The sequence below is a fragment of the Trichlorobacter sp. genome (assembly GCF_030247655.1).
Taxonomy (GTDB): Bacteria; Desulfobacterota; Desulfuromonadia; order Geobacterales; family Pseudopelobacteraceae; genus Trichlorobacter.
This window is the reverse complement of record NZ_JAOTRZ010000129.1, coordinates 1-7,906: the sequence shown is the minus strand read 5'-3', so window position 1 is coordinate 7,906 and position 7,906 is coordinate 1. Positions and strand designations below refer to the sequence as shown.

General features: G+C 54.3%; 12 protein-coding genes. All 12 read left to right on the top strand.

The annotated features are described in order from the left end of the window. Nucleotides 1-14: 14 nt before the first annotated feature. On the top strand, nt 15-842 hold the full coding sequence (locus OEL57_RS11210) for a phosphoribosylformylglycinamidine synthase subunit PurQ (protein WP_300740622.1): 828 nt from the start codon (nt 15-17) through the stop codon (nt 840-842). Nucleotides 843-857: 15 nt separating this feature from the next. Further along, nucleotides 858-1,082, top strand: a complete 225-nt coding sequence (locus OEL57_RS11205) for an addiction module protein (protein ID WP_300740621.1) — start codon at nt 858-860, stop codon at nt 1,080-1,082. Continuing rightward, the gene (locus OEL57_RS11200) at nt 1,079-1,375 is read left to right on the top strand and encodes a type II toxin-antitoxin system RelE/ParE family toxin (RefSeq protein WP_300740620.1); all 297 of its coding nucleotides are present in this window, start codon (nt 1,079-1,081) and stop codon (nt 1,373-1,375) included. The genes OEL57_RS11205 and OEL57_RS11200 overlap by 4 nt, the downstream gene beginning before the upstream one ends. A 25-nt stretch (nt 1,376-1,400) precedes the next feature. Further along, nucleotides 1,401-2,828, top strand: coding sequence for an amidophosphoribosyltransferase (purF, locus tag OEL57_RS11195; protein ID WP_300740619.1), 1,428 nt, complete (start codon nt 1,401-1,403; stop codon nt 2,826-2,828). Then, nucleotides 2,825-3,376 (top strand): orotate phosphoribosyltransferase, encoded by a 552-nt coding sequence (pyrE, locus tag OEL57_RS11190; protein WP_300740618.1) that lies wholly within the window; start codon nt 2,825-2,827, stop codon nt 3,374-3,376. The genes purF and pyrE overlap by 4 nt, the downstream gene beginning before the upstream one ends. Then, the gene (locus OEL57_RS11185) at nt 3,373-4,107 is read left to right on the top strand and encodes a TlyA family RNA methyltransferase (RefSeq protein ID WP_300740617.1); all 735 of its coding nucleotides are present in this window, start codon (nt 3,373-3,375) and stop codon (nt 4,105-4,107) included. Before pyrE ends, OEL57_RS11185 begins: the two co-directional genes overlap by 4 nt. A gap of 132 nt (nt 4,108-4,239) precedes the next feature. Beyond that, the gene (locus tag OEL57_RS11180) at nt 4,240-4,584 is read left to right on the top strand and encodes a histidine triad nucleotide-binding protein (protein WP_300740616.1); all 345 of its coding nucleotides are present in this window, start codon (nt 4,240-4,242) and stop codon (nt 4,582-4,584) included. A gap of 162 nt (nt 4,585-4,746) precedes the next feature. After that, the gene (locus OEL57_RS11175) at nt 4,747-4,959 is read left to right on the top strand and encodes a 4Fe-4S binding protein (protein ID WP_300740615.1); all 213 of its coding nucleotides are present in this window, start codon (nt 4,747-4,749) and stop codon (nt 4,957-4,959) included. 131 nt (nt 4,960-5,090) lie between these two features. Further along, a complete protein-coding gene (gene rpsB, locus OEL57_RS11170) occupies nt 5,091-5,864 on the top strand; it encodes a 30S ribosomal protein S2 (RefSeq protein ID WP_300740614.1) in 774 nt (257 codons plus the stop codon). Between the two features lie 67 nt (nt 5,865-5,931). Beyond that, on the top strand, nt 5,932-6,867 hold the full coding sequence (gene tsf, locus OEL57_RS11165; RefSeq protein ID WP_300740613.1) for a translation elongation factor Ts: 936 nt from the start codon (nt 5,932-5,934) through the stop codon (nt 6,865-6,867). A gap of 119 nt (nt 6,868-6,986) precedes the next feature. Continuing rightward, nucleotides 6,987-7,706 (top strand): UMP kinase, encoded by a 720-nt coding sequence (pyrH, locus tag OEL57_RS11160; RefSeq protein WP_078789018.1) that lies wholly within the window; start codon nt 6,987-6,989, stop codon nt 7,704-7,706. 2 nt (nt 7,707-7,708) lie between these two features. Beyond that, a partial coding sequence (locus OEL57_RS11155; RefSeq protein ID WP_300740612.1) for a ribosome recycling factor occupies nt 7,709-7,906 on the top strand: 198 nt, incomplete at its 3' end.

The window sequence follows — 7,906 nt, the reverse complement described above, 5'->3', positions numbered from 1 at the left end:
CAGGGAACCAGTGCATGAAACAGACACGAGCAATTGTTATAACCGGTAACGGCACCAACTGTGAAACGGAAGCGGCCCACGCCTGCAGGCTGGGTGGCTTTGACGAGGCAAAAATCGCCCATATTGCCGAAATCCTGTCCGGCGAGGTCCGCCTTGACGATTACCACTTTCTGAACCTGACCGGCGGTTTTCTGGATGGTGACGACCTGGGCAGCGCCAAGGCACAGGCCAACCGGCTAAAGAATGCCACCGTCAGCGGCAGCAATGAAAAGCTGGTGGAGCAGTTTACCCGCTTCATCAATGCCGGCAAGCTGGTGCTGGGGGTCTGCAACGGCTTTCAGTTGATGGTCAAGATGGGGATGCTGCCTGCTCTGGATGGCAATACGTTGACCCAAACCGTCACCCTCTGCCACAACGACTGCGGACGTTTTCAGGACCGCTGGTGCTACCTGAAGGCCGATCCTGCCTCCCCTTGCATCTTCACCAAAGGGATTGAGAAAGGGATCTACCTGCCGGTACGTCACGGCGAAGGCAAGTTCCTGACCGATACGCCGCAAACCCTGGAACGGATTGAAAACGGTCATCTTGCAGTATTCAAGTACACAGATGCCGATTATGCCGAAGCAACCATGGAGTTTCCCGCCAACCCCAACGGATCAACCAACGCCATTGCCGGTCTGTGTGACCCCACCGGCAGACTGATGGGACTGATGCCCCACCCGGAGGCCTTTGTGCATTACACCCAGCATCCACGCTGGACCCGCGAGCAGTTGCCGGAAAACGGTGACGGACTGATCCTGTATAAAAACGCAGCCGACTTTGTGAGGGAAAACCTGTTATAGACAGGGAGGCGAGTTATGTCCCCAATTGCTCAAGACATACTGGAAGATGCCCTGGCGCTCCCCCCTCTCGAACGGGCGGGTTTGATTGAGAAACTGCTCGCAAGTTTTGATCATCAGTCCAGAATAGCAGTAGACACTGCCTGGGCCATTGTGGCAGAAGGCCGTATTGATGCCTATGAAGCAGGAGCGACAGAGACGCTCTCACTAGCGGAGTCAAAGGAGCGGATCAACAGCCGATGAAGATCCGGATTCTGCTGGAAGCACAACAGGAGCTTGAATCCGGTGTTGATTACTACAACACCGAGTGTCCTGGACTTGGCTACGAGTTTGCCGACGAAATATACCAAACCCTGGACAGAATTTTAGATTCCCCTGATGCCTGGCATCCGCTTTCCGCCAGAACCAGACGTTGTCTGACCCATCGTTTTCCTTATGCCGTGATCTACCAGAACCGTTCAGACATGGTACTGGTAATTGCGGTGATGCACCTGCACCGTCATCCAGACAGCTGGAAAGGCCGCACTGATGAATAACTTTGCTGAATCGGAGCTTAAAGATATGAAACTTTTCCGCCCAGAAGAAGAATGCGGCGTATTTGGCATCTATGGCCACCCTGAAGCAGCCAACCTGACCTATCTCGGGCTGTACGCCCTGCAGCATCGCGGCCAGGAAAGCTGCGGCATTGTCTCCTCCGATGGTAGCGGGCTGCATGCCCACAAACGGATGGGGCTGGTGGCCGATGTGTTCGGTAATCAGAAGGTGTTTGAGAAGCTGCCCGGCAAGTCAGCCATCGGCCATGTGCGCTACTCCACTGCCGGTGCCTCGGTGGAAAAAAACGTCCAGCCGATCATGGTGGATTACTCCCGTGGTTCCATTGCGGTTGCCCACAACGGCAACCTGGTCAACGCCAATCTGTTAAAGGCAGAGCTGGAGGCTTACGGTTCCATCTTTCAGACCACCATGGATACTGAAATCATCATTCACCTGCTGGCTATTTCCCGCACCCACTCGCTGGTTGAGCGGATCGGTGATGCCCTGAACCGGGTCAAAGGGGCTTACTGCCTGCTGTTCCTGACCGAATCCCGTATGATCGCGGTGCGCGACCCCCACGGTTTCCGCCCGCTGTGTCTGGGCAAACTGGGAGACGGCTGGGTAGTCGCTTCTGAGAGTTGCGCCCTGGATCTGATAGAGGCGACCTTTGTGCGTGAAGTGGAGCCCGGGGAGATGCTGGTCTTTACCAAGGATGGCCAGATGCAGTCCCTGTTCCCGTTCAAGAAGATCGAGCCGACCCCCTGCATCTTTGAGTTCGTCTACTTTGCCCGGCCGGATTCAAATATCTTTGGCAGAAACGTCTATCAGGTGCGTAAAGAACTGGGACGCCAACTGGCCCGTGAATATCAGGTGGATGCCGATGTGGTGATCGCTGTGCCGGATTCCGGTGTACCGGCAGCCATGGGCTACGCCGAGCAGGCAGGCATCCCCTTTGAACTGGGGCTGATCCGCAACCACTATGTGGGACGTACCTTTATTGAGCCAGCCCAGTCAATCCGTCACTTCGGGGTTAAAATCAAGCTGAACCCGGTACGGGAGCTGCTGGAAGGAAAGCGGGTAGTGGTAATCGACGACTCCATAGTGCGGGGCACCACCTCTCGCAAGATCGTCAAGATGGTGCGCAATGCCGGGGCCAAAGAGGTCCATATGCGGATCTCCTCCCCCCCCACCAGCTATCCCTGTTTCTACGGTATTGACACCCCCAACCGCAAAGAGCTGATCTCTTCCTCCCATACACTGGATGAAATCAGACGTTATATTACCGCAGACTCTCTGGGCTACCTTTCAGAGGAAGGGTTGATCAAGGCCACCGGCCTCAAGCACAGCTTCTGCACAGCCTGCTTTACCGGCGAATATCCGATCAATTTCCCCATGCCATCACAGGTTCCCCAAATGGGTCTATTTTCCAAAGACGAGGAGTACACCGAACAATGACTGACCGCGAAAAACTGAAGGCAATTATTCTTGAGCTGTCTTACGAAAAACGCCTGGTAACCTTGGCTTCCGGCCGCCAGAGCGATTTCTACTTTGATGGCAAACAGACCACCCTGCATGCTGAAGGTGGCCTGCTGGTGGGCAAACTGTTCTACGAAGCGATCAAGGATGTACCGGGTGTACAGGCCGTGGGTGGCATCACCCTGGGTGCTGACCCGATCGCCACTGCCACCTCCATTGCTGCCTGCCTGGATGGCAATCCGCTGCATGCCTTTATCATCCGCAAAGAGCCCAAGGGACACGGTACCGGTCAGTGGCTGGAAGGTCGCAAAAACCTGCCCCCCGGCACCAAGGTGGTGATCGTTGAAGACGTGGTCACCACCGGCGGTTCCTCCATGAAGGCGGTCAACCGCGCCAAGGAAGAAGGACTGGATGTATTGGGAATCGTATCCCTGGTGGACCGCGAAGAGGGTGGCCGCGAGAACATTGAGGCTGAAGGCTACTGGCTGAAGGCGATCTTTACCAAATCTCAATTAGTCGGTGCATGAGCATAAAGCAACGACTTGATAAGCTGATGGTTGAAAAAGGCCTGGCCCCTTCCCGCGAGAAGGCCCAGGCCTTGATTATGGCTGGTCAGGTGGTGGTGGGTGATCATGCCGCCCAGAAGGCCGGGCAACAGGTAACGCCAGAGGTTGAGATCAGGATTAAGGGTGAGGTGATGCCCTATGTCAGTCGTGGCGGGTTGAAGCTTGCACAAGGTCTGGATACCTTTGGGATTGAAACAGCAGACAGGATTGCCATCGACGTCGGTGCCTCCACCGGCGGCTTTACCGACTGCCTGCTGCAGCGGGGAGCCAGCCGGGTTTATGCGGTTGATGTGGGCTATGGCCAACTGGCCTGGAAGCTTCGTGAAGACCCGCGGGTGGTGGTGATGGAAAAGACCAACATCCGCCATCTGCAACCGGAGCAGTTTAATCCGCTGCCGAATCTGGCGGTGATCGACGCCTCGTTCATCTCGCTGAATCTGGTGTTGCCCCCCACCCTGGCGCTGCTGACAAGACCTGCTGAGGTGGTGGCATTGGTGAAACCCCAGTTTGAGGTGGGTAAAGGTGCTGTCGGTAAAGGTGGCATTGTACGGGACCCGAAGCTACATGAAGAGGTACTGGCCAGCATGGAACGCCTTGCTGCTGAACTGGGAGCAGAACTGCTCGGGATCTGTGATTCGCCGATTACCGGCGCTGATGGCAACCATGAATTTTTGATGGGATTGCGATTGTAATAGCACGCGGATGACGCGGATCAAGCGGATTAACGCCGATTTTAAAACAATTTTAAGATTCGTGAAAATCCGCCAAAATCAGACTTGATCCGCATGCCATTGTTTTGACTTTGCTTTCTGAAAGGTTAACATATGGAAAACTGCTTATTTTGCAAGATCATCGCCGGTGAGATTCCGGCTAAAAAGGTCTTTGAAGATGATCTGATGGTGGCGATTGAGGATATCGCCCCCAAGGCTCCGCTGCACCTGCTCCTGATACCCAAACGGCACTTCAGCAACTGCCTGGATATGTCAGCACAGGATGAAACAGTTGTCGGACACCTATTCCGTGTAGCTGGCCAACTGGCCCGAGAGCGTGGGCTGTCTGAAGGCGGCTTCCGTCTGGTACAAAACAACGGTGCCGATGCCGGCCAGACGGTTTTCCACCTACATATCCACCTGCTGGCTGGGAGAGACCTCCAGTGGCCCCCAGGGTAACTAAGAAAAACAAGACAACAGATCCATCCAACAAACTCTGTATTCGCTGCAGACGAAAGTGCAAACAGCCAGAGTTTGCCGTGGTCTCCTCCTGTCCCCGGTACTACCCTCTGCACAAAAAACAACAGGTGATCAAGGAGTGGAAGCAGCAGGATCTTTTTGATGCCTGAGTCGGTGATTCCAACCATCACCACCCAACGCTGCTCCGGCTGCGGGCGATGCGTGGCCGCCTGCCCGGAACAGATCATCACTCTGCAGACCGTACTGTACCGCAAACATGCCGTCATCACCGAACCAGAACGTTGCACCGGCTGCGGTGCCTGCATCACCGCCTGCCCGATTGAAGCCATCTCCAGCAGACCTTTTTCCCCTTGATTTCCCTACAAAAGTTGTGATAAAAAGTAACGCTTTTCAATTCACACGCCCTTTAAGTAAACCGGCGGTGTCCCTTTTTGCGGCTTGCAGGGATTCAAACGGGGCGGAGGAAAAACCAAAGGAGAAACAGAATGTCAAGTATCAGCATGAAGGAACTGTTGGAAGCTGGCGTCCATTTCGGTCACCAGACCAAGCGTTGGAACCCGAAGATGAAACCCTACATCTTTGGTGCGCGTAACGGCATCTACATCATCGACCTGCAGAAAACCGTCCGCTACTTCAAATCCGCTTACAATTTTGTTAAGGAATCTGCCGAGCAGGGCAACACCGTTCTGTTCGTTGGCACCAAGAAGCAGGCCCAGGATTCAGTTGCTGAAGAAGCAACCCGTTGTGGGCAGTACTACGTTAACCAGCGTTGGCTGGGCGGCATGCTGACCAACTTCTCCACCGTCAAGCAGAGCATTGAGCGCCTGAAGAAGCTGGACGCCATGTTTGAAGACGGTACCATTGAGGCCTACACCAAGAAGGAAGCGCTCAAAATGGATAAAGAGCGTGAAAAACTTGAAAAAGTTCTGGGCGGCATCAAGAATATGCATAAACTGCCCGGTATGATGTTCGTGATTGACCCCAAGAACGAGGAAATTGCTGTTCAGGAAGCCCAGAAGCTGGGAATTCCGGTTGTTGCCATCGTTGACACCAACTGTGATCCGGATGTAATTGACTATGTCATCCCCGGTAACGACGACGCCATCCGTGCCATCCGTCTGCTGACTGCCAAGATCGCTGATGCCATTCAGGAAGGCAATGACGCACGTAATGCCAGCCTGCAGAGCGATGCTGAAGGCTCCGACGAACTTGAAGCCGCTATGGGTGATGACGTTGCCTGCGAAGCTTCCGCTGACTAGTTTCAAATTCAGCATTACTTAAAAAACAACAAAAGACCACGCGGATGTGGTCCGGAGGATAGAAATAATGGCTATTACCGCAGCACAGATCAATGAACTGAGAAAAGCCACCGGCGCCGGGATGCTGGATTGCAAAAAAGCCCTGGAAGAGGTTGGCGGCGAGATGGAGCAGGCTGTTGATTACCTGCGCAAGAAGGGACTGGCTGCTGCTTCCAAAAAGGCTGGTCGTGCCGCAACTGAAGGTATGGTTACAGCAGCAGTAACCGCCAACGGCAACGCCGGTGTCCTGGTTGAAATCAACAGCGAAACCGACTTTGTTGCCAAAAACGACAAGTTTCAGGACTTTGTCAAGCAGGTTGCTGATCATGTCCTGCAGAAAAATCCTGCCAACATCGAAGAACTGATGGCACAGCCGTTTGTTGGTGATGCATCCAAGACCGTACAGACGCTGCTGAATGAGGCGATTTCGGTGATCGGCGAGAATATGCAGATCCGTCGTTTTGTCTGCTTTAACGCAGATGGCGGCGCAGTTGGTACCTATATTCACGCTGGTGGCAAGATCGGCGTACTGGTGGAAGCAAGCTGTGATAAGGCAGATATCTGCAGCAGCGAGGCGTTTGCCACGGTACTGAAGGATGTAGCCATGCATACCGCAGCAGCCTCCCCTCTTTTCCTCTGCCGTGAAGATGTTGCCGCTGATGTGCTGGAACGTGAGAAAGAGATCTATCGTGCAAAGGCACGGGAAACCGGCAAGCCGGACAACATCATCGAGAAGATCATCGGTGGTCAGGTCAACAAGTTTTACGGCGACATCTGCCTGCTGGAGCAGGTCTATGTCAAGGACACCGACAAGACCGTGCAGCAGTATATTGATGCCAGCGCCAAGCAACTGGGCTGTTCAATCACCCTGAAACGCTTTGCCAAGTTTGTGCTGGGCGAAGGGCTTGAAAAGAAGGAATCGGACTTTGCCGCCGAGGTGGCGGCAGCGGCCGGACTGAAATAGGACTGAAAGCGCCGGCCTTCACAGCCGGCGTTTTCGTATCAACTCAAACCAACTCTTGACCAGGGAAACAATCAGCTGACACAGTGATTGCCTCAAGCAAACAGAAACCAGGAGGAAACATGCCACGTAAATCCTTCAAACGGGTACTACTGAAGCTTTCCGGAGAATCGCTGGCCGGAGATCAGGGCTACGGCATTGACCCATGTACCATCAATACCATTGCTGCCGAGATCAAAGAGGTGGTTGAGGATGGCGTTGAACTGGCGCTGGTGATCGGTGGCGGCAACATCTTCCGTGGCCTGGCTGCCTCCTCAAAGGGGATGGACCGCGCCAGTGCTGATTATATGGGGATGCTGGCCACGGTGATCAACTCGCTGGCCATGCAGGATGCCCTGGAAAAAGTCGGCGTTTCAACCCGTGTACAGTCTGCCATTGCCATGCAGGAGGTTGCTGAACCGTACATCCGTCGCAAGGCGGTCCGTCACCTGGAAAAAGGACGGGTGGTAATCTTCGGTGCCGGTACCGGCAACCCCTACTTTACCACTGACACCGCTGCCAGCCTGCGGGCTATGGAGATCAATGCCCAGGTTATCCTGAAGGGGACCAAGGTGGACGGTGTCTACACAGCAGACCCCAAGAAAGACCCTACTGCAACCCGCTACAATGAGTTGTCCTATATTGAGGTACTGCAAAAGGGGCTGCAGGTGATGGATGCAACCGCCACCTCGCTCTGCATGGACAACAACCTGCCGATCATTGTGTTTGACCTGACAACACCGGGAAATATTAAAAAGGTTATCAGCGGCGAAGCCATTGGAACCATCGTACAAGGAGCGTAACCATGTACAAATCCGTTATAGCAGAGATGAAAACCCACATGGAGAAGAGCGTCGAAGACCTGCGCAAGGAATATCAGCGCATCCGTACCGGCCGCGCCAGCACATCACTCCTTGACGAGGTAAAAGTAGACTATTACGGCAATCCCTCTTCCCTGTCCCAGGTGGCGACCCTGGCTGTGCCGGAGCCTCGCACCATTACC

Coding starts and splice junctions, on each gene's coding strand:
- OEL57_RS11200 (WP_300740620.1), top strand. CDS start 1,079: ATGAAGATCCGGATTCTGCTGGAAGCACAACAGGAGCTTGAATCCGGT.
- OEL57_RS11180 (WP_300740616.1), top strand. CDS start 4,240: ATGGAAAACTGCTTATTTTGCAAGATCATCGCCGGTGAGATTCCGGCT.
- OEL57_RS11205 (WP_300740621.1), top strand. CDS start 858: ATGTCCCCAATTGCTCAAGACATACTGGAAGATGCCCTGGCGCTCCCC.
- OEL57_RS11185 (WP_300740617.1), top strand. CDS start 3,373: ATGAGCATAAAGCAACGACTTGATAAGCTGATGGTTGAAAAAGGCCTG.
- pyrE (WP_300740618.1), top strand. CDS start 2,825: ATGACTGACCGCGAAAAACTGAAGGCAATTATTCTTGAGCTGTCTTAC.
- rpsB (WP_300740614.1), top strand. CDS start 5,091: ATGTCAAGTATCAGCATGAAGGAACTGTTGGAAGCTGGCGTCCATTTC.
- purF (WP_300740619.1), top strand. CDS start 1,401: ATGAAACTTTTCCGCCCAGAAGAAGAATGCGGCGTATTTGGCATCTAT.
- OEL57_RS11210 (WP_300740622.1), top strand. CDS start 15: ATGAAACAGACACGAGCAATTGTTATAACCGGTAACGGCACCAACTGT.
- OEL57_RS11175 (WP_300740615.1), top strand. CDS start 4,747: ATGCCTGAGTCGGTGATTCCAACCATCACCACCCAACGCTGCTCCGGC.
- tsf (WP_300740613.1), top strand. CDS start 5,932: ATGGCTATTACCGCAGCACAGATCAATGAACTGAGAAAAGCCACCGGC.
- pyrH (WP_078789018.1), top strand. CDS start 6,987: ATGCCACGTAAATCCTTCAAACGGGTACTACTGAAGCTTTCCGGAGAA.